The sequence below is a fragment of the Polymorphobacter multimanifer genome (assembly GCF_014205635.1).
Taxonomy (GTDB): Bacteria; Pseudomonadota; Alphaproteobacteria; order Sphingomonadales; family Sphingomonadaceae; genus Sandarakinorhabdus; species Sandarakinorhabdus multimanifer.
Window position 1 is genome coordinate 60617 of record NZ_JACIIV010000006.1, and the last position, 18532, is coordinate 79148.

Sequence of the window (18532 nt, forward strand, 5' to 3'; positions counted from 1 at the left end):
TCAACAGCGCGCTGCCGTTCCTGCAGCGAACGCCCGAAGCCGCAGGAGGTCTGTTACCTGACCATCGCCGGCTTGGCCGCACCGTCTGCCACGCGCGCGGTGAGGGCGTAGAAGAAGCGATTGAAGGTGCGGGCGGCGGTGAAGTCGATGGGCTGGGTGATATCGTCCTGGGGGCGGTGGTAGCGGGTGCGGTACCAGAGGCGGAATTTTTCCTCTTCGGGCGAGCCGGTATCGTAGCCGAACATGAAGCTGATGGCGGGGATGCCGGCGCGGAGGAAGGGGGCGGCGTCGGTGCGGCCGATCATGCCGCGTTCGAGCTCGTTGTCGGGGCGGACCTCGATGCCCATGGGGGTGGCGATGGCGCGGACGTCCTGCACGAGGGTGCTGGCTTCCAGGCCGATGAGGGTGAGGATTTTCAGGGGGAAGAGCGGCCGGATGGCATCGAGGTTGATGTCGGCGGCGATGCTGGCGAGCGGAATTGTGGGGTGGCGGGTGAACCAGTTGGCACCGTGCAGGCCCTTTTCCTCGCCGGTGAAGACGGCGAACAGGACGGGGCGCCTGTAGCCCTTGCCCTTGCGGGCTTGCGCGAGCCGGATGAGGGTGGCGACATAGGCGGCATCGTCGAAGGCGCCGTTGTAGAGGCTGTCCCCATCGACCGGCTCGCCGAGGCCATAGCCATCGATATGCGCGGAGACGACGACGGTTTCCGCATTGAGCGCGGGGTCGGTGCCGGGGAGGAGGGCGAGGACATTGTCCGAAGTGAAATCGCGCTCGGTGCGGGCCAGTGCGAGATCGAGCTGGGCGGGCAGATCGAAGGCGGGGAGCGGGCGGGCGGCAATGGCATCGGCGAGCAGGGTTTGCGCGCGGGGGCCGAGGAGCTTGGCAAGCGCGGCCGGGTTGAGGCGGAGCATCGGCAGGCCGGGTTCGGGACGGGCCTCGGTGGTGGGGATGGTGATGGTGCGGGCATAGGCCTCGGGCCAGCGCGGGGGCTCGATGGTGAAGCCGGCATCGTCGATCGTGACGAGGGCGGCGGCACCGGCGTCGACGACGGCGGCGAGGCGCTCCGCAGCGCCTGGCAGGCCCTTGCGGCGGCCACCGAAGCAGAGGACGACCTTGCCGGCGACGTCTGCGGTGACGTCCTGGCGGCTGCACCAGCCGCGGAAGACGATGGGGGCCTTGAGGGCGGCGGGGGCGGCCATGGTGGCGCGGACAGTGACATCGTGGAGGAAGGCGAGATCGGTGGTGCTTCCATCGGCGGCGACGATGGAGATGCGGGTGCCGGGCTTTTCGACGCGGACTTCGTGGAGGGCGATCGTCTGGGTGTAGCTGCCGTGCTCGCCGGCGGGCAGGAGGCGGGCGGCCTTGAACTGCGCGACCGTCCAGGCGACGGCGCGGGCATGGCCTTGCGAGCCGGTGTCGCGACCTTCGAAGGCATCGGACGAGAGGTGGCCGATCATCTTCCACCAGGCTTTGGTGTCGGCGTCCTGAGGGCCGGCGGCGAGGGCTGGAGAGGCCAGAAGCGCTGCGATGCCGATGAGCCCCCGCATGGTGCTTCCTATTTCTGGCGGATGGGGCGGGGCGAGAGGCCCTGCATGTAGTTGAGGACGACATCGATGCGGGTGATGCCGGGGCCGGCGGTGAAGCGCGTCTTTTCGAGCGGGGGCTTGCCGAGCGGGATGCGGGGATTGTTGGAGAAGCCGATGCCGTCGCTCCAGACGTTCAACTTGCCGTCCTCGTTGCGATCGTGGAGGGCGACCATGACATAGCTGCCGGGGCGCGGCACAGTGATGCAGACCTGCATGTTGCCGCTGGCGGTGACGGGCACTTCCTGGCGGCGAATGTATTTGCCCGAGCCGAGATAATCTTCCTGCTCATCGGGGTAGAATTGCACGCGCAGGCGGCCATCCCTGTTCTTGAAGCCGATGACGGTGACGAGGACGGCGGGGCCGCTAGCGCCGGCCCCTGTTGTGTTGGGGGCGCAGGCAGCGGCATCGGTGCCGAGCACCTGGGCCTCGGCCGGCACCGCGAGCAGGAGGGGGAGGGCTGCGAGCGCCCTGCACGATTTTGCCATGACCTTGAACATCACCCGGGTTATAGGGAACGCAATCGACGGGGTAACCCGTCGTCTGCCCTCTCATGCCGATGGCTTGCGGCAACAATGCGGCGCTTGCCATCTCCGCTCCAACGGATTGTCGCCAAACCCTTGCTTACCCTCACCCGCTTCGATCGTTACCTGGCCCGGCTGATCATCGTGCCGCTCATCGGCTCGCTGGTGATTGCGGCGATGCTGCTGGTGCTCGACCGGATGCTGCGGCTGTTCGATTTCGTGATGAACGAGGGTGGGCCGGTGGATGTGGTGTGGCGGATGCTGGGCAATCTGCTGCCGGAATATCTGTCGCTGGGCATTCCGATCGGGGTGATGATGGGGGTGCTGCTGGCGTTTCGCGGCATCGCGATCTCATCCGAGCTCGATGCGCTGCGGGCGGTGGGGATCTCGTATTTCCGGCTGCTGCGCGTGCCGTTCCTGTTTGCGACGCTGTTCGCGGTCGTCAATTTCGGCATTGTCGGCTGGCTGCAGCCGGTGTCGCGCTATTCCTACGAAAACCTTCGCTACGAGCTGCGCTCGGGGGCATTGGGAGCGTCGATCAAGGTGGGGGAATTCGCCAGCCTGGGCAAGGGGATGACGTTGCGGGTGGAGGAGAGCCTCGACAATGGCCGGGACCTGCGCGGGCTTTTCGTGCGCGCGCAGGGCGAGAACGGGCAGAGCCTCGCGGTGACGGCGGCGAGCGGCACGTTTCTTTCCACCGATGATCCGGAGGTGATCCTGCTGCGGCTGAAGGCGGGCACGCTGGTGCACAGCCCGGGCGGGGGGGCGGTGCCGCGGGTGCTTAGCTTCGAGCAACATGATTTGCCGGTCAATCTGCCCAACATGGCGAGCTTCCGCGTGCGCGGCGACGGCAATCTGGAAGCGACGCTGCCCGAGCTGGCGGCAAAGGTGTTCGGAGCTGACACGCCGCCCGTGGAGCGGCGCGATGCAAGTGCGACCTTCCACCGGCGGCTGGTGCAGTGCGTGGTGATGTTCGTGCTGCCGTTCCTCAGCCTGGCGCTGGGGGTGCCGCCGAAACGGTCCTCGTCCGCGCTCGGGGTGTTCATCGCGCTGATTGCATTGGTGACGTTTCACAAGCTGACCGAATATGGCGAGCGGATGGGGTCGCTCGGACGGGTCGATCCGTTCCTGGCGCAATGGGTGCCGTTCGCGGGGTTCGTGCTGTTTTCGCTCTGGCTGTATCGGACGCTGGCGCATGTGCCGGGCGGGCAGCCGCTGGGGGCGCTCGACCGCTGGTTCGGCAAGGCGAGCAAGCTGGTTTCGGGGATCGTCGGCCGGCTGGTGCAGCGCAGCAACTGGCGCGACGACGCGCTTTCGGCGGGCTGAGGCGCATGAAGCTTTTCCCCTCCAACACCATCGCCTGGTATGTGGCGCGGATGTTCCTCATCCGCACGCTGGCGTTCATCGTCGGGCTGGTGGTCATTCTGGAATCGCTCGATCTGCTGGGGGAATCGGGGAAGATCCTCGCAGCGGCGGGCAACAGCGAGGCCGATCTCTGGGTCTATGTGGGGCTGCGGGTGCCGCAGATCATCCAGCTTTTCCTGCCCTTTGCGGTGCTGTTGGCGACGCTGGTGACGCTGGCGACGCTCAACCAGAACAGCGAGGTGGTGATCTTCAAGTCGGCCGGCATTTCGGCGCACCAGATTTTGCTGCCGCTCATATTGGCGGGGCTGGGGGTGGCGGCGATCAACTTCGCGTTCAACGAGCGGATCGTGACGCGGGCGACCGAGACGCTGAGGGCGTGGCAGGCGAACGAATATCGCAAGGTGACCGAAGAGACCGCGCCGACGACGGCACGCTGGGTGCGCGGCGGGGATGACCTGTTCAACGCCGAGACGGTGACGGGGACGGGGGCTGCGACGCGGCTGGGCAATGTGACCATCTATGACCGGGTCGACAACAAGCTGGTGCGGGTGGTGATGGCGGAAGCGGCGACGCCGCAGGCCGAGGGCTGGACGCTGGCGCAGGTGCGGATTTTCGATGTGGCGGCGGGGACGATCCGCAATGTGCCGAGCCTGGCGTTTCCGACGAGCGTGGTGCCGCGGCAGTTCACCACCGCGAACATCGACCCGGCGTATGTGCCGCTGTGGGATCTGATCCCGCAGATCGGCGAGCAGCGCGCGGCGGGCAAGCCAGTGGACACGCTGGTGGCGGCGGCGCACCACAAGGTTTCCGGGCCGCTTTCGGCGGCGTTGATGCCGCTGCTGGGAGCGGTTGCGGCGTTCGGGCTGGCGCGCTCGGGCCGGCTGTTCGTGCGGGCGGTGATCGGCATGTTCCTGGGGTTTGCGTTTTTCGTGGCGGACAATTTCATGCTGGCGATGGGCAATTTCGGCACGGTGCCGCCGGTGATGGCGGCGTGGGCGCCGTTTTTGCTGTTCCTGCTGATCGGCGAGGCGGTGCTGATCCGCACCGAGGAGTAGCCGACTGAAATTGGTTGCCCCAATTTTGGCCGCCCCAAATTTGGCCGCAATGCCTGCCTATCCGGCTGGAATGACTTCCCTGGACCTTCGGCCTTGAGCGCGATCACCATTCGTCCGGTGCTGACGGGACAGGACCAGGCGCGGTTCATCGATCTGCCCTGGACGCTGTACCGTGATGATCCGCACTGGGTGCCGCCGCTGAAGTCCGAGGTGAAGGGGCTGATCGGCGGGCTGAAGACCAACCCCTGGTTCGAGCATGCCGAAGCGGCGTTCTGGCTGGCCGAGCAGGGCGGCCGGGTGGTGGGGCGGATTTCCGCGCAGGTCGACCAGCTCGTGCTGACGCATGTTGCGCCGGACCTCGGCCATTGGGGGATGTTCGAGAGCATCGATGACCAGGCGGTGGCGGATGCGCTGCTTGACACCGCCGAGGACTGGCTGCGCGCCAAGGGGATGGCGCGGGCGCAGGGGCCGTTCAGCCTGTCGATCTGGGATGAGCCGGGGCTGCTGGTGCAGGGGTTCGATGGCCCGCCCTCGGTGATGATGGGGCATCACCTGCCCTATTACGAGCGGCTGGTGACGGCGCGCGGCTATGCGGGCGTGAAGGACATGCACTGCTGGTCGGTGTCGATCCTCAAGCCGTTTCCGGAGATTGTCGAGCGGATCGTGGCGTTTTCGGAGCGCAACCCGCGGCTGGTGACGCGGCCGGTGGACAAGTCGCGCTTCGATGAGGAAGCGGCGCTGATCATGGACATATTGAACGACGCCTGGGCCGACAATTGGGGGTTCGTGCCGCTGACGCCGCTGGAGATCGGCTTCATCGGCAAGAAATTGAAGTCGATCGTTTTCGAGAAGCTGATCCGGGTGGCCGAATATGACGGGGTGCCGGTGGGGTTCATGATTGCGCTGCCCGACTTCAACGAGCTGACGCGCGACCTGAATGGCAGCCTGTTTCCGTTCGGCTGGGCGAAGCTGCTCTGGCGGCTGCGCAAGCCGCAGGTGCGGCGCATCCGCGTGCCGCTGATGGGCATTCGCAAATCGCTGCAGGGACACCGTGTCGCATCGCTGATGGCGTTCCAGATGATCGAGTATATCCGCCGCGAGGCTGTGGAGAATTTCGGCGGGGAGGAGGGCGAGATCGGCTGGATTCTCGATGACAATGGCCCGATGCGGTCGATTGCCGATGTGATCGAGAGCCGGGTGACGCGGACGTATCGGGTGTTCGAGCGCGCGTTGTAGAGCGAGCCGGGGCGCGGGGGAGGTCGTCAGTCCGCCTTGAATGCGGCCAGTTCGTTTCCGCTCGGATCGCGGAAGTGGAAGCGTCGACCGCCCGGAAAGGCAAATACCGGCTTGGTGATGACCCCTCCTGCCGCGCTCACGGCGTCGAGGGAGACTTCCAGATCGTCGACTGCGATGACGACGAGGGGCGCGGCGGTGGCCTCGCTGGCGTCTGCCTGCAGGCCGATGTCGACGTCACCGGTCAACGTGCAGGAGTAGCTTGGACCGAAGTCGGTAAAGGCAAGGCCGAACGCATCGGCATAGAAGGCGCGGGTTGAAGGCAAGTCGGATGCGGGGAGCTCGACGAAGCTGATACGAGACATTATTTGCCCTCCACAGGTTTCTTGCGCGTCTTCCCGGTTTTCGGCTTGAGGCCGGCTGCACTGCGCGCGATCCACGATCGAAGGCTGCCGGCATCGGACAGGATCGCGTTCGGCAGCAGGAGATAGGTCTTGCTCGGCGGATCGTCCGGTTGATACCGCAGCGGCTTGACGTCGGCCACTTCGCTCAACGCCGCGTGATCCGCGCCGGTCATCTTGAGAGCGAGCCCCATGTTCGAGAGTGAAGCGAACGCCTGCCCGGCGGCATAGCCGAAAACCCCGCCGAACATCGGGCGGAAGGCAAGTTCGAGGTCGTGCGGGCGCGCAGCTTCCATCGCGGCCTGCAACGCCTTTGGATCGTGCTCCACGCTGCGCCTCGCTGTTTTTCGATCGATCGATGCTACGCACACACGCGGGCTCCTGACAACGTGCATGACGATCGCGGGCTGAAATTCCATGCGATTGCCTTGCGCGCGCAACGGACGCTTTGAGAGGGGCATTCTGCCGGTCAGGCGGTGAGCGTGACCCAGGTGGGGGCGTGGTCCGAGGCTTTTTCCTGGCCGCGGACGTCGCGGTCGACGCCGGCGTTGAGGAGGCGGTCGGCGGCTTGCGGCGAGAGGAGCAGGTGATCGATGCGGAAGCCGTGGTCGCGTTGCCAGGCGCCGGCCTGATAGTCCCAGAAGGTCCATATGCCGCCGCGCGGGTGGAGGCTGCGGACGGCGTCGGTCCAGCCTTGCCAGAGCAGGGTGCGGAAGGCGGCGCGGCTTTCCGGCTGCATGAGCGCGTCGTCCTGCATGGCGCGCGGGTCCCAGATGTCGTCGTCATGGGGGATGACGTTGTAATCGCCGGCGAGGACGACGGGAGTGCCGAGGCCGAGCAGGGACGCGGCGTGCGCCTCGAGGCGGGCCATCCAGGCGAGCTTGTAATCGAACTTGGGGCCGGGCTGGGGGTTGCCGTTGGGGAGGTAGATGCTGGCGACGCGCACACCGCCGACCTCGGCTTCGAGATAGCGTGACTGTTCGTCGGACTCGTCCCCCGGCAGGCCGCGCTGCGTTTCGGTGGCGGGCTCGCGGCTGAGGATGGCGACGCCGTTGAAGCCCTTCTGGCCATGGACGAGGCAGTGCCAGCCGGCGGCCTTCAAGGTGTCGACGGGAAAGTTTTCGGTAGCCGTCTTGATCTCCTGCAGGCAGGCGACATCGGGCTGGAAGGCTTCGAGCCATTCGAGCAGGCGTGGCAGCCGGGCGTTGGTGCCGTTGATGTTGTAGGTGGCGATCTTCATGGCTGGGGCTCGCGGAGCTTGCCGCGCAGTTTTCCCCCCTTCGTGCGGATGAGGCGGATGGCGACGCGCTCGAAGAACAGGATGGCGAGCAGCAGCACGCCGCCGAGCACAAGCAGTTCGACGCGCATCAGGCCGGCGGTGTTGGCGCCGGTCGGGATGGTGGAGAGGCGCCAGATGATGCCGACCAGCAGTGAAACCGCCAGTGCTGCAGCGACGCGGACGATGAGGATGCTCAGATCGAGAAGCTCGAGCCGCAGCCGCAGCCCGAGGCGGCGTTGGGATTGCGCACTTCGAAGGCGGCGGCCCCGATCTTCTCGACGAAATCGACTTCGCAGCCGGCGAGGAAGGGGAGCGAGTCGGGATCGACGAGCATGGTGACGCCATCGGTTTCCACCGCGAGATCATCGACGGCGGCAACGGCTTCGAGGCCGAACTTGTACTGGAAGCCGGCGCAGCCGCCGCCATCGACCGAGAGGCGCAGCTTGAGATCGGGCTTGCCCTGGCGCGCGGCGATCGTGGCGACGCGCGCAGCAGCGGCGGGCATCAGGCGGGGATGCACGGGAAGGGGGGCTTGGTCCATGTGCGCAATGTAGGCGCAAACGGATGTTGCTTCAATGCGGACTGTCAGCCGGCGATGCGGATGGGGGTCATCATCATGCCGCCGGCGGCCGGGGTGGTGTCGGCGGTGAGGGTACGATCCTCGAGGGCGGGGCCCTGCTGGGCGCGCTCGGCTTCGCCCTGGACGGCAAGCACGAACGAGGCGGCTTCGAGGAAGGGCTTGGGATCGACGGGGCTGCCATCGACGCGGACTTCATAGTGGAGGTGGGTGCCGGTCGAGCGGCCGGTGGAGCCCATGCGGCCGATCAGGTCGCCCTGGCGGACCATCTGGCCGGGCTTGACGAGGACTTTCGACATGTGGCCGTAGCGGGTTTCGATGCCCTTGCCATGGTCGATCTCGGCCATGATGCCATAGCCGTTCATGGAGCCGGCGCGGGCGACGCGACCATTGGCCGAGGCGAAGATGGGCTCGCCATGGCTGCCCGCCATGTCGGTGCCTGCGTGCATGGCAAGGCGGCCGTTGAAGGGATCGAAGCGGCGGCCATAGCCCGAGCTGCCACGGTAGTTCTTGACCGGGACGAGGGCCGGGATGGAGGCGAGCGAGGCCTGCATCGTCTCGAGCTTGCGCCAGCTCATGAACAGGTCCTTGAAGCGGGGCTCGACATCGCCGGTGGTGGCGGGAACGAACGGGCCACCCATGCCCTGGGCGGGGGCCGCACCCTTCCAGTCCGAGGCTGCGGTAAAGCGGCGGGGATCGAGGCCGAGGCGGCGGATAAGGGCCTGGGTATCGCGGATACGGGCTTCGGCGGCACCGGTGGCCTTGTCGACGAGAGCGAGCTGCTGGCTTTCGACCACGACGAGCGGCGGCATCATGGCTTGCACATCGGCGCTGGCGGTGGCGGAGGCGCTGCGGGGCAGGAGGGCGGCAAGGGCCTTGCTGTCCTGCTTGCCGGAGAGAAGGGCGGTGAGGAATTCCTGCCGAGCCTCGAGAAGGTCGGCGCGCTGGGCGACATCGCCCTTGACGAACTGGGCTTCGCTGCGGGCGGCGGCGAGGGCGCGCTCCAGCTTGACGAGCTCCTGCTGCTTTGCGGCGAGGGCGGTTTCATCAGCGCTGTTGCCGCTGATCATCGAGGTGGTGGCGATGCCGAGCCATCCGGCCACCAAAACTGCTGATCCAATCCCCATGAGCTGTTGCCACGTCCCTAATCTGATGGTCATCGCACTGTCCGGGTTGGTCCCATGGGCGCGGTGCCAAGTGATGCGGTGTTCGGGGAGGCGACGCTCAAGGCTGCCATTGAGGCCCGTTACGGCCTTTGCCAGTCTATGCACGATGCACGATCCCCCGAACGGCTCAATTTGATGATCCCTGCGACCCGGTTATCTTTGCGCAACCGGAGGGCTCCTGGTGCCTCCGAGGGGTCTGGGCCGCAGCCCGTTTCCTCATCGACAAGACCTTTGAACCAGCCGGGGGCGGCAGCATCAACCCGCCGACGGCGACAAGGGGGGCAGGGCGTGGTCATGCCACGATGAACCGTGCGTTCATCGTGGATAATTTTTCATGACACATGCAACTTTTTCAGCTCGCGTCCGTTTCTGCACGTCCTGACCGATGAAACCGACAGTGTCGCGATAGCGAACGCGTGTTCGAATCAGCGAGGCCGAATCAGCCGAGCGCCTTTGCTGCGGCGAGGACGGCGGCGGCATGGCCGGGCACCTTCACCTTGCGCCAGACCTGCGCCACGCGGCCATCGCGGCCGACGAGGAAGGTGGCGCGCTCGATGCCCATGTAGCTCTTGCCGTACATCGATTTGGCGACCCAGACGCCATAGGCCTCGGTGACAGCACCGCTCTCGTCGGCGCCGAGCAGCACGGTGAGGCCGTGCTTGTTGCGGAATTTGGCGTGGGCGGTGACGGAATCGCGCGAGACGCCGACCACCACCGTGTCGGCAGCTTCGAACTCGGCAGCGAGGGCGGAGAAATCCTTGCCCTCGGTGGTGCAGCCGGGCGTATCATCCTTGGGATAGAAATAGAGGACCAGCTTGCGGCCGGCGAAGCGTGCGAGGCTCAGCTCGCCATCGCTGTCGGTTGGCAGGGTGAAATCCGGTGCAGCATCCCCGATTGCCAATTCGCTCATCTCAGCCTCCCTGTTCGCGTTCCAGCAGCGCTTCCCATGCCAGCCGCACCCGGCTCCTGGCCAGAGCCAAAGCGTCGACGGCGGCGGGGAAACTTGCCGCACCCAGCGCCGTGGCGATCACTGCTTCGGTGGCGGGGGACAGGCCGCGGGTGGAACCCGCCCGGCCGATTCCGGGGGCCACCAGCCGCAGCACCACCAGCCAGCGGGTGAGCAGGGCGAGCGCGTGCTGCAGTTCGGCGGCACGCTCGGGTTCGATGCGGCCGGCGGTGGCGAGGCGGGCGATTGCCGTGTCCATGTCGGGGGTGAGCGCCTGCGGTGTGCCGAGCTGGAGGAAATGGATGATGAATTCGAGATCGACGAGCCCGCCCGGCCCCAGCTTGACATCGTAGAGGCCGCCGGGGGGCTTGGCCCTGGCGATGTCGGCGCGCATCGCGAGGACGGCGTGGCGGAGGGTGGCGGGATCGCGCGGCTGGCCGAGCTGGGCGGCGATGACGGCGTTGATGGCAGTGGCATCGCCCGCCACGACACGGGCGCGGGTGAGCGCCATATGCTCCCAGGGCTCGGCCTCTTCGGCCTGGTAGCGGGCAAAGCTTTCGAGGCTGACCATCATCATGCCCTTGGCGCCCCAGGGGCGGAGGCGTGTATCGACTTCGTAGAGCGTGCCTTCGGCGGTGGGCACCGAGAGTGCGGAGGTGAGCCGCTGCGCCCAGCGATTGTACCAGCGCGCGGCGGTGATGGGGGTGGCACCGTCCGACACGGCGGCGGAATTGCCTTTGAACAGGTAGATGAGATCGAGATCCGAGGCATGGGTGAGCATGCCGCCGCCGTAGCGGCCCATGGCAAGCACGAGCGGGGCGGTGCCGGGCACCCGGCCATGGGCGGCGACCATTTCGGCGGTGACTGCGGGCACGATGGCATCCATCGCGGCATCGGCGATGGCGGCGAGGCTGCGCGCGACGGCGAGCGGATCGGCCCTGCCTTCGATGATCTGGGCGCCGAGCTGGAAGCGGCGCTCGCTGGTCCAGCGGCGCACACGGTCAAGCCGCTGCTCGAAGCTGCCGCTGCCGATGAAGCGGTCCAGCTCGGCGCTGAGCGCTGCGGCGTCGGGGAGCGGGGCGAAGGCATCGGGGGCGAGCATGACATCGAAGAGCGCGGGCGCGCGCGCGAGGGCATCGGCGAGGGTGGGGGCGACGCCGAGCAGATGGGCAAGCAGCCCGACGAGGCGGGGATTGGCTTCGAGAAGGGCGAGGAACTGGGCGGCGGGGGGCAGGGCGCCGAAAAAGCTGTCGAGCCGCGCGGCGGCGCGGATCGGCTCGGCGGCGGTGGTGACGCCATCGATGATCGACGGCAGCAGGCGCTCGAAGGCGGCGCGCGCCGGATCGCTGCGGAGCGCACGGACGCTGCCGCTGCGCCAGCGCTCGATGAGCGGCGCGACCAGCTTGAGGTGCCTGGGGTGGCGGCGCTTGAGCCATGCGGTGGCATCGGCGGGCACCGGCGTGGCCTCGGGGGCGGCGGCGCGGATCAGCCGATCATAGGCGGCGGCGACGGGAGACGTGACGCGCGCGAGACCGGACTGGACGCTGGGCCAGTCGGGCGCTCCGCAGAGCCTTGCCACCGCCGCACGATCGGCGGCGAGCTTGGGGACCATGTGGGTCTGCTCGTCGCGGCGCATCTGCAGCCGGTGCTCGACGGTGCGAAGCGCCCGGTAGCTGGCGGCGAGCTGGGCAGCCTCTGACGCCTCGATGCGGTCGGCTGCGACAAGGGCTTGCAGCGCATCGAGGGTGGCGGGACAGCGCAGGGCGGGCTCGCGGCCGCCCCAGATGAGCTGGTGGATCTGGGTGAAGAACTCGACCTCGCGGATGCCGCCGCGGCCGCGCTTGAGATCGAATCCCGGCCCGAGCTTCTGGCCGGCCTCGAAGTGATCGCGGATGCGCAAGCTGACCGATTGCACATCGCGCACCGCAGTGAAATCGAGGCTGCGGCGCCAGACGAAGGGACGGATACGCTCGAGAAAGCCCTGCCCCAGCGCCAGATCGCCACCGACGGCGCGGGCGCGGACGAAGGCGAGCCGCTCCCAGGTTTCGGCTTCGGCCTGATAATAATGCTCGGCGGCACCGATGCTCAGGCTCATCGGGGTGATTTCGCTTGCCGGGCGCAGCCGCAGGTCGACGCGCGCGACATAGCCGTCGGCGGTCTGGTCGGCGAGCAGGGCGACGGCGCGGCGGGCGATGCGGACAGCGGCCTCGTCGGGCTCCTCATGCGCGCGGCGGGGGATGCGATCGGGATCGTGGAGCAGGATGAGATCGACGTCGGAGGAATAGTTGAGCTCGCGGCTGCCGAGCTTGCCGAGCGCCAGCGCCACCAGCCCGCGGTTGGGTGCATCGCGCTCGGCAAGGGCGGCAGCGATGGCGGCATGGATCGCGGCATCGGCGAAATCGGAGAGGGCGGCGGTGACGGTTTCGAGCGGCCACAGGCCGGCGAGATCGGCCAGCGCCACGACGAGGGCCACATCGCCGCGCGCGCGGCGCAGGCGGGGAGCGAGGGTTTCGGGATCGTGGGTTTCGGGGTCGTGGGTGGCGACCATCGCCAGGGCATCGTCGATGGCGGCGGCAGGTCCGGCCTCCGAAAATTGCCGGAGGACGGCGGCGCGGCTGCGCGCCAGGCCCTTGAGAAAGGGCGAGTGGACCCAGGCGGTGGCGAGCGCTGACTGCAGCGCCGGGCCGGCGCCGGCTGGCAGCAGGGCCTCGGCATCGGCTGGGACGGCGAGGGGGGGCAGTGCGAAGTTCATGATGGCTGCGATGCCGGGCGGGAACGTTGCTGGCAAGCCGGTGTTCATGGACACCGGGGCAAAAGACCTCGTCGTAACAAGTGGAGAGTGGCGATGCGTGCGATTGTGATGATGACGGCCCTGCTGGTTCTGGCAGGCTGCAACACGATTTCCGGGGCGGGCGAAGATGTGAGCTCGGCCGGCAAGGCGGTGACGAAGACTGCCGACGACGTGAAGAACTAGTTTTCTTTCTGGTCAGACGCGCTCGGCGACCCGGATTGCGATCCGGCAGCCGGCGCGGATGACCGCCTGCATGACCGGAAACCCATTTTCTCCGGCATGGCCGGTCGCGGTTTCGCGGTGCTCGGCCTCGTCGCTGCGATAGTCGGCGACCATTCCCAGCAGTTCCGGATCACTGCCATCGGCGAGTGCTGTTTCCTGCGCGCCGTAATGTTCGTCGATGACGGTTTCCACCGCGACGGTGGCGGCCATGGCGGCCTTGGGGCCGATGAGCGCCGTGGCCGCACCGAGCGCATAGCCGGCAATATGCCAGAGCGGCGAGAAGACGGTGGGGCGCACACGGCGCTGCGTCATCAGCCGGTCGAAGCCATCGAGGTGGCGCTGCTCCTGCGCTGCCATGTGCGCGATCTCGCTCGCCATGCGCGAGCGGCGGCCCATGACCGCGAGCTGCCCGGCGTAGATGCGCGCCGCACCATATTCCCCGGCCTGGTTGACGCGGATCATCGAGGCGGTGTCGACGCTTTTTGCGGCGGGACGGTCACCGGGCAGGTGCCTCATGCTTTCAATCGCCATAGTGCCAAGGCTCCGATGATGCTTGCGATGATGAAGTTCCATCCTGCCATGGAAATGCCGAAAAGGGACCAGGGAATGGCGTCGCAGCGCACCAGCGGCGTGGCGAGGATGGCGCCGATGATGTCCGCCGTCGAACCGCCGCTGGGGGTGGTGGCGCAGCGGGTGATGCCCTCCCACCATTTCTGTTCGACGCCGGCGTGAAAGCCGGCGATGGCGGCGTTGCCGAGCATGGCCACGGCGGCGAGGGCGGCGACCGCGCGGGACTTGAGGACCAGCGCCAGCGTCGCGAGGACGAGGGCGGCGGCGATGGCCTGACGCTGCCAGATGCACATTTCACAGGGGACGAGGCCGCCGAGATGCTCGAAGGCGAGCGCGCCGCCGAGCAGGGCGAGGCCGCCGGCGAGGACGATGGCGGCGGGTTGGGCGACGTCAGAACGCAAAGCGCACCACGAGGAAGCCGCCGACGAACAGGACGGTGGCGGCGAGCGCAAGCTGGTTGAAATAGCGATCGATGAGCTTCTGTGCGGCAGCACCATAGCGGCGCAGGATGAGCGCCACGAGGAAGAAGCGGCCACCGCGGCCGAGGATCGAGGCGATGATGAGCACCGGGACCGAAAGGCTGATGCTGCCGGCGGCGATGGTGGCGACCTTGTAGGGGATGGGCAGGAAGGCGAAGGCGAGCATCCACAGGAAGCCGTTGCTGGCGATGGAGGCGGCAAAATCGGCGAATCTTTCCTCATAGCCGTAGAGCTGGAGCAAGGGCACGCCGACCGCCTGATACAGGAACGAGCCGATGAGATAGCCGAGCAGCGCGCCGAGCACCGAGGCTATGGTGGAGACGGCGGCATAGCGGATCGAGCGCTCGGGACGGGCGATCGACATGGGGATCTGCATCACATCGGGGGGCACGGGAAAGAAGCTCGAATCCGCGAAGCTGATGCCGGCTAGCCAGCGCTCGGCCTGCGGCCCGGCGGCACGAGCGAGGGTCCAGTCATAGAGACGACGCAACACGGTAAACCCTCGCTCACGGTCCGAACGACCGCGCGTGGTTTAGGCGGGCAGGGCCGCCAGCGCAATCAGCGCTGCGCTGCAGCAGGCGAAAGACCGGCAGCTTCGGCCATCTGCACGGTGGCGGCGGGTGCGAGGCGGCCGAGCATCTTGACGGCATAATCGAGCTGGAAATCGAGCACGCCGGCCTTTTTGAGCTCGTCGGCGGTCTGGGTGAAGCGCGGATCGGGCTTTTCGTCGGTTTCCACCAGCTTCTCGGTGCCGTCCTTCACTTCGTTGATGAGGTGGCGGGTGAGATCCGCCTCGCGGCGGCGTGGGCGCTCGCCGCGCAGCGCGTCGGACAGCTGCGGCACTGACACATCGGGCTCGATGCCGGCCTCCTGCACGCTGCGGCCCGAGGGGGTGAAGTAGCGCGCCGTGGTGATGCGCAGGCCGGTGCCTTCGCCGAGCGGGATGAGCGTCTGCACCGACCCCTTGCCGAAGCTGCGCTCGCCGATGACCATGGCGCGGCGATGATCCTGCAGCGCGCCGGCGACGATCTCGGCGGCCGAGGCGGAGCCCTCGTCGACGAGGATGACGATGGGCTTGCCGTGCGTCAGGTCCCCGGCCTTGGCGTGGTAGCGGATGATGTCTCCCTTGGCGCGGCCGCGCTGCGAGACGATCTCGCCCTTGTCGAGGAACACGTCCGACACTTCGATCGCCTGGTCGAGCAGGCCGCCGGGGTTGGAGCGCAGGTCGATGACATAGCCCGACAGGGCGGCACCGAGCTTCTTGTCGATGGCGGCCACGGCATCGCGGGTGGCGGGGCCGGTCTGCTTGTTGAAGGTGGAAATGCGGACGATGCCGACATTGTTCTTCACTTCCCACTTCACCGGGCGGATCTGGATGACCTCGCGGGTGAGCGAGAATTGCAGCGGCTTGGCCTCGCCCTGGCGAGCGATGGTGATGGCGATCTTGCTGCCGGCAAGGCCGCGCATCCGGTCCACGGCTTCGTTGAGCGGCTGGCCGTAGATGAGCTCGCCCTCGATATGGGTGATGTAATCGCCGGGCTTTATTCCGGCGCGGGCCCCCGGCGTGTCGTCCATGGGGGCGATGACCTTGACCGCGCCATCCTCGATGCTGACCGACAGCCCGAGGCCGCCATATTCGCCATCGGTTGTCTGGCGCATCGACGCGAAATCGCGCTGGTCGAGATAGTTGGAGTGCGGATCGAGGCTGGCGAGCATGCCGTTGATGGCGCCATCGATAAGGGTCTTGTCATCGACCTTGTCGACGTAGGTGACGCGGACCTGCTCGAACACGTCCATCAGGGCATCGAGCTGCTTGTAGGTGTCGCTCTGCGCGGCGGCGCGCACCGTGGCGGTGCCGGCGAGGGCAGCGACGCCGATACCGACGAGGAGGATCTTCTTTTGCGGGGACATGGTCATCAACGCCATCCAGAACACGACAGAAGCCGGAATGTAACACAGAAAGGCCCGAGCGCCAGACCCTGCGGGGTCGCGGTGCTGCGGCCCTTTCGCAGGGGCAGCGCACAGGCTAGACTCGGGAAAACTGCCTGGGGATACATCGATGCGCCATCCTGCCCTGCTTCTCGCTGCCCTGGTCCTGAGCCTGCCGGCCGATGCGAAGACGATCACGGTGCGGCCGGGGGCCGATGACCATAGGCGGCTGCAGGAAGCGTTGATCATGGCCGCACCCGGGGACACGATCAGCCTGGGCAAGGGGCGGTTCCGGCTGCTCAAGGGGTTGAGCCTCGATGTGGCGGATGTGACGGTGAAGGGTGCGGGGCCCGATGCGACGATCCTCGATTTCACCGGGCAGACGGGCGAGGCGGAGGGGCTGCTGATCACGGCGGGTGGCGCGTTGATTGCCGATCTGGCGGTGGAGAATGCGGCCGGGAACGGGCTGAAATCCAAGGATGTCGATGGCATCAGCTTCGTCAATTTGCGGGTGGAGTGGACCGGGGGGCCCAAGGCGACCAACGGCGCCTATGGCGTGTATCCGGTCAGCTCGAAGAATGTGCTGATCGAGCGGACGCTGGTGCGCGGGGCTTCGGATGCCGGCATCTATGTGGGGCAATCGGCGAACATCATCGTGCGGAACAATGTGGCCGAGATGAATGTGGCGGGCATCGAGATCGAGAACAGCTACAACGCCGATGTGCACGGCAATCTGGCGACGAACAATGCCGGCGGGCTGCTGGTGTTCGACCTGCCCGACCTGCCGCAGCAGGGCGGGCATTCGGTGCGGCTTCATGACAATCGCATTGTTGCCAACAATCATGTGAACTTCGCGGCACCCGGCAATATCGTGGCGAACGTGCCTTCGGGCACCGGGATCATGGTGATGGCGAACCGCAACGTGCACATCATCGGCAATGACGTGCGCGACAACAAGGGCAATGCCGTGATGCTGGTGGCCTATACCCAGGCGTTCACCGACAAGGCGTACAACCCGCTACCGCGCAGCGTGGCGGTGCGCGGCAACCGCTTTGCCGGCAATGGCACCGCCCCCAGCTTTCCGGGCGGGGCGGCGATTGCCGCGGCGATCGGCGGCACGATCCCGCCGGTGATGTGGGACGGGGTGGACCGGTTCACGGCACCGGGGGCTTCGGCACCCACCCCGGCGGATGGGCCGATTTATGTCAATGACGCGCCGATGCTGAGCCTGAACCTGGGCAGCTGGGGGACGCCGCTGACGGAGGCGAAGCCGAGCGTGGGGGAGGCGATGGCGATGGCGACGCTGCCCGAGCCGGATGCGATCGTGCTTCCGGCAGCACAGCTGGCGCGGGCGGCGGCGATCAAGGGTGATGCGACGCGTGCGAGTTTTGCCGCTCAGTGATCGGGCGGGTGCTTCTCGGGCTTGCGGGCGGGTTGCTGCTGGGGGCGGCGCCGGCGGGGCCTGATGTGAAGCGGCTGCTGGCGGCGGAGCCGGCGCCGACGCTGGGGGCCTATCGGCTGTTTTCCGACCGTGCCGCAAACAGCCCGGCGGCGGGGGTGGAGCGGTACACGCTCAACACGCCGCTGTTCACCGACCATGCCGCCAAGGAGCGGCTGGCGTATCTGCCAGCCGGCACGGCCGCGCGGGTGGGGGCGGACGGCAAGATCGAATGGCCGGTGGGGGCGACGCTGATCAAGCATTTCGAATATGGCGAGGGCACCAGCTTCCGGCGGCTGGAGACGCGGCTGCTGATCCGCCGTGCCGATGGCTGGGCGCCGGTCTCCTATGTGTGGAACGCGGCGGGCACCGAGGCAAAGCTGCAGCGCGCGGGCATGACGATCCCGATGACGGTGGCGATCGCAGGAAAGCTCGTCAGCTTCGATTACAATGTGCCCAACCAGAACCAGTGCAAGCAGTGCCACCAGCAGGCTGGTGCGGTGACGCCGATCGGGCCGGGGCTGGCGAACCTCAATGATGGCGTGCAGCTGCAACGCTGGGTGGCGAGCGGGCGGCTGGCGGCGCTGCCGGCCGCGTTGCCGAAGCTGGCGCGCTGGGACGATGCGGCCGAGCCGGTGGCGATGCGGGCGCGGGCCTGGCTCGATGTGAACTGCGGGCATTGCCATAGCCGGGCGGGGTTTGCCTCGAACTCGGGGCTCTACCTCCAGCACGATGAGCCCGATGCCACCCATCTCGGTGTGGGCAAGCGGCCGGTGGCGGCGGGGCGCGGCTCGGGCGGCCACAGCTTCGGGATCGTGCCGGGAGACCCCGATGCGTCGATCCTCGTCCACCGGCTCGAATCGACCGAGGCGGGGGTGATGATGCCGCAGTTCGGACGGACGCTGGTCGACACCGAGGCGGCGGCGCTGATCCGGGCGTGGATCGAGACGATGCCGCCAGCCGCTTAGGACCAA

General features: G+C 67.4%; 20 protein-coding genes. 6 read left to right on the plus strand and 14 right to left on the minus strand.

Annotation, left to right across the window (positions count from 1 at the left end):
• Positions 1 to 53: 53 nt before the first annotated feature.
• Positions 54 to 1547, minus strand: a complete 1494-nt coding sequence (locus tag FHS79_RS04915) for a M28 family peptidase (protein WP_184196278.1) — start codon at positions 1545 to 1547, stop codon at positions 54 to 56.
• A gap of 8 nt (positions 1548 to 1555) precedes the next feature.
• A complete protein-coding gene (locus FHS79_RS04920) occupies positions 1556 to 2071 on the minus strand; it encodes a DUF2141 domain-containing protein (protein ID WP_184196281.1) in 516 nt (171 codons plus the stop codon).
• Positions 2072 to 2203: 132 nt separating this feature from the next.
• Between FHS79_RS04920 and FHS79_RS04925 the strand changes: the two genes are divergently transcribed.
• The 3 genes from FHS79_RS04925 to FHS79_RS04935 all read left to right on the plus strand — a co-directional run bounded on the left by FHS79_RS04925 (position 2204) and on the right by FHS79_RS04935 (position 5763).
• Positions 2204 to 3433 carry an LptF/LptG family permease gene (locus FHS79_RS04925; RefSeq protein ID WP_243452665.1) on the plus strand — a complete coding sequence of 410 codons (1230 nt, stop codon included), beginning with the start codon at positions 2204 to 2206 and terminating at the stop codon, positions 3431 to 3433.
• A 5-nt stretch (positions 3434 to 3438) separates the two neighbouring features.
• On the plus strand, positions 3439 to 4527 hold the full coding sequence (lptG, locus tag FHS79_RS04930; RefSeq protein WP_184196289.1) for an LPS export ABC transporter permease LptG: 1089 nt from the start codon (positions 3439 to 3441) through the stop codon (positions 4525 to 4527).
• 93 nt (positions 4528 to 4620) lie between these two features.
• Positions 4621 to 5763, plus strand: a complete 1143-nt coding sequence (locus FHS79_RS04935) for a GNAT family protein (protein WP_184196292.1) — start codon at positions 4621 to 4623, stop codon at positions 5761 to 5763.
• 26 nt (positions 5764 to 5789) lie between these two features.
• On the opposite strand, the gene FHS79_RS04940 is transcribed toward FHS79_RS04935, so the two are convergent.
• The 8 genes from FHS79_RS04940 to FHS79_RS04970 form a co-directional block, all read right to left on the minus strand.
• A complete protein-coding gene (locus FHS79_RS04940) occupies positions 5790 to 6125 on the minus strand; it encodes a VOC family protein (protein ID WP_184196295.1) in 336 nt (111 codons plus the stop codon).
• Positions 6125 to 6580, minus strand: coding sequence for a TfoX/Sxy family protein (locus FHS79_RS04945; protein ID WP_184196298.1), 456 nt, complete (start codon positions 6578 to 6580; stop codon positions 6125 to 6127). Before FHS79_RS04945 ends, FHS79_RS04940 begins: the two co-directional genes overlap by 1 nt.
• A 50-nt stretch (positions 6581 to 6630) precedes the next feature.
• Positions 6631 to 7401: an exodeoxyribonuclease III gene (xth, locus tag FHS79_RS04950; RefSeq protein WP_184196301.1), complete on the minus strand. Its 771-nt coding sequence runs from the start codon at positions 7399 to 7401 to the stop codon at positions 6631 to 6633.
• A complete protein-coding gene (locus FHS79_RS19125; protein WP_274603622.1) occupies positions 7398 to 7529 on the minus strand; it encodes a hypothetical protein in 132 nt (43 codons plus the stop codon). The genes xth and FHS79_RS19125 overlap by 4 nt, the downstream gene beginning before the upstream one ends.
• Before the next feature lie 104 nt (positions 7530 to 7633).
• Entirely contained in the window at positions 7634 to 7981 is a 348-nt protein-coding gene (erpA, locus tag FHS79_RS04955; protein WP_184196304.1) for an iron-sulfur cluster insertion protein ErpA, read from the minus strand.
• Positions 7982 to 8025: 44 nt separating this feature from the next.
• Positions 8026 to 9120 carry a peptidoglycan DD-metalloendopeptidase family protein gene (locus FHS79_RS19290; protein WP_184196306.1) on the minus strand — a complete coding sequence of 365 codons (1095 nt, stop codon included), beginning with the start codon at positions 9118 to 9120 and terminating at the stop codon, positions 8026 to 8028.
• Between the two features lie 502 nt (positions 9121 to 9622).
• Positions 9623 to 10093: a peroxiredoxin gene (locus tag FHS79_RS04965; protein WP_184196308.1), complete on the minus strand. Its 471-nt coding sequence runs from the start codon at positions 10091 to 10093 to the stop codon at positions 9623 to 9625.
• A gap of 1 nt (position 10094) precedes the next feature.
• Positions 10095 to 12881 carry a bifunctional [glutamine synthetase] adenylyltransferase/[glutamine synthetase]-adenylyl-L-tyrosine phosphorylase gene (locus tag FHS79_RS04970; protein ID WP_184196310.1) on the minus strand — a complete coding sequence of 929 codons (2787 nt, stop codon included), beginning with the start codon at positions 12879 to 12881 and terminating at the stop codon, positions 10095 to 10097.
• A 93-nt stretch (positions 12882 to 12974) separates the two neighbouring features.
• Here FHS79_RS04970 and FHS79_RS04975 point away from each other — a divergent pair, with 93 nt between their 5' ends.
• Positions 12975 to 13103, plus strand: coding sequence for an entericidin A/B family lipoprotein (locus FHS79_RS04975; RefSeq protein ID WP_184196312.1), 129 nt, complete (start codon positions 12975 to 12977; stop codon positions 13101 to 13103).
• 12 nt (positions 13104 to 13115) lie between these two features.
• Here the strand turns inward: FHS79_RS04975 and FHS79_RS04980 are convergent, their stop codons facing one another.
• From FHS79_RS04980 to FHS79_RS04995, 4 genes are all read right to left on the minus strand, one after another.
• Entirely contained in the window at positions 13116 to 13658 is a 543-nt protein-coding gene (locus FHS79_RS04980) for a demethoxyubiquinone hydroxylase family protein (RefSeq protein ID WP_243452666.1), read from the minus strand.
• The gene (locus FHS79_RS04985; RefSeq protein ID WP_243452667.1) at positions 13655 to 14113 is read right to left on the minus strand and encodes a disulfide bond formation protein B; all 459 of its coding nucleotides are present in this window, start codon (positions 14111 to 14113) and stop codon (positions 13655 to 13657) included. The genes FHS79_RS04980 and FHS79_RS04985 overlap by 4 nt, the downstream gene beginning before the upstream one ends.
• On the minus strand, positions 14103 to 14684 hold the full coding sequence (locus FHS79_RS04990; RefSeq protein ID WP_184196321.1) for a VTT domain-containing protein: 582 nt from the start codon (positions 14682 to 14684) through the stop codon (positions 14103 to 14105). The genes FHS79_RS04985 and FHS79_RS04990 overlap by 11 nt, the downstream gene beginning before the upstream one ends.
• A 65-nt stretch (positions 14685 to 14749) precedes the next feature.
• The gene (locus tag FHS79_RS04995) at positions 14750 to 16102 is read right to left on the minus strand and encodes a S41 family peptidase (protein WP_184196519.1); all 1353 of its coding nucleotides are present in this window, start codon (positions 16100 to 16102) and stop codon (positions 14750 to 14752) included.
• A gap of 148 nt (positions 16103 to 16250) precedes the next feature.
• Between FHS79_RS04995 and FHS79_RS05000 the strand changes: the two genes are divergently transcribed.
• Positions 16251 to 17522, plus strand: coding sequence for a parallel beta-helix domain-containing protein (locus FHS79_RS05000; RefSeq protein WP_184196324.1), 1272 nt, complete (start codon positions 16251 to 16253; stop codon positions 17520 to 17522).
• Between the two features lie 8 nt (positions 17523 to 17530).
• Complete coding sequence (locus FHS79_RS05005) at positions 17531 to 18526, plus strand: SO2930 family diheme c-type cytochrome (RefSeq protein ID WP_207792226.1); 996 nt, start codon at positions 17531 to 17533, stop codon at positions 18524 to 18526.
• Positions 18527 to 18532 lie beyond the last annotated feature (6 nt).